General features: G+C 31.8%; 1 protein-coding gene. It reads left to right on the forward strand.

The genetic code is table 11. From position 1 onward, the window contains the following. Nucleotides 1-1,766 (forward strand): DEAD/DEAH box helicase family protein (locus ACOYLP_RS11855; RefSeq protein WP_422856377.1); only part of this gene is annotated, 1,766 nt, incomplete at both ends.

The following is a 1,766-nucleotide window of genomic DNA, read 5'->3' on the forward strand; positions in this document are numbered from 1 at the left end:
GGGTGCTTGTATTTATTTATTGAATAAGAAATATGATATCAAGAACTTTTTAATTATTACACCTTCAAATACTGATATTTACCAAAAGACAATACGGAATTTTACAAAAGGAACAAGTGAAACTGTTTGGCATAAAAACACTCCATTTACTTTTAATCTATGCACTGGAGATAACTACGGACAACAAAATTTATTTTACGATAAAAGCAATAACGCAAACATTTTCATTTTCAATATAAGCAAATTCAAAGAAACCGATAAGGAGAAGAAAGATAAAACCGGGAAATCAGTAAAATATAAAACTGACCAGGTAATGGAAAACGCCATGTGGACTGATGAAGAAGGCAACCGAATTAGTATTAAAAAATTCTTAAGAAGTAAAAAGTTAGTAATAATTACAGATGAAGCGCATCACGCTCAAAATAAGGCTTCCGCTGATATTATTAAGAGTTTTGATCCGAAGGCTGTATTGGAATTCACGGCAACGGCTGTAGAGGATGCTACAAAAGCAGACCGAAAGAATCAGAATATTATTTATAAATATAATATCAAACAATTTTTGGAAGATTGTTATGGAAAAATAATTCGTGCCGTTGCTTTAGCCAGTTTAGAAAAAGAGCGTGGTAAAGAATTGCATAATAGTGAAAAGCTGAAACTTATTACCATGATGTTGATTCACATGGTTAAAAAACAATCAGTTTTAAAAGACCCTAAATGCAAGGGGTTGAAACCGCTTGCATTTGTTAAAGTAAAAGACGAAACCACTTTCTCTGAGAAAGTATTCAATTATATTAAAAATGATTTAGCCAATGATTTGGGCAATATCAAAACTATTATTGATAAAGTTAAACAACAGGACCTTGAGATCACAACCTTAATACAAGATTTATTTAAGAATGATTATGGTAGTGATGTTTCAAAAATTCAAAAGGAAATAGAACGCATTTCAAAAAATGTGATATTCTACCATGGAAAATCGGATGCAGAAACTGCAAAGAAATGGAACAACATCAGAACCAACGAAATTGAAATTGTTGTTTACATGCAAAAATTAGATGAGGGTATTGACTTACCTAACATTTACACCATTGCAGTAATCAATGATGTTGAAACTGAATTAAGAACCTCCATTAAGCAGATTATCGGTCGTGGGATAAGATTGAATAAAGACAAACGGGAGTTTGATGATGAGGATGATGCATTAAAAGCAAACTCTGAAAAATTGCATATTATTTGTGATAAAGGAAAAGCATTTGAAGATGTAATTGAGGCAGTACAAAAAGACTTCGGATTAAACAGTAAATACCTAGGATTTGAAAAGTCGAACCGCAGAAAGATTACGAATAAAGTTAAAGCACCTTTGATTGACAAACTTTATGTTCCCCATATAAAGGCTGATTTAAAGATCAAACAAGATGTCAATATAATGGACGAGATCCGGAATGTTGATCTTATCGTAAATAATTATGTCGATCAGAATTGCTTCCTGGATGAAGGGAAAGCAGACAAAAGAATTATAGGATATAAACCAGATGGATTTTTCACTGAAGTTGATATATTATCGGATCCTAGAGAATACCTTGCCCAATTAAGAAAAGTAACAAGCGTATTTAATGTTTTAGTATTAACCGAAAATGATGCTTTAACAATCTTAAATATCATTTTGAATATCGGGAAACTTCCATGCATACCCGATACAGAAAAAGTCAAAGAAATATTCAAAAGTTACATGACCAGATTCAATGAACTTGAATTACGATACCCTT

The sequence above is a fragment of the Flavobacterium sp. genome, from assembly GCF_049318325.1.
Lineage (GTDB): Bacteria > Bacteroidota > Bacteroidia > Flavobacteriales > Flavobacteriaceae > Flavobacterium.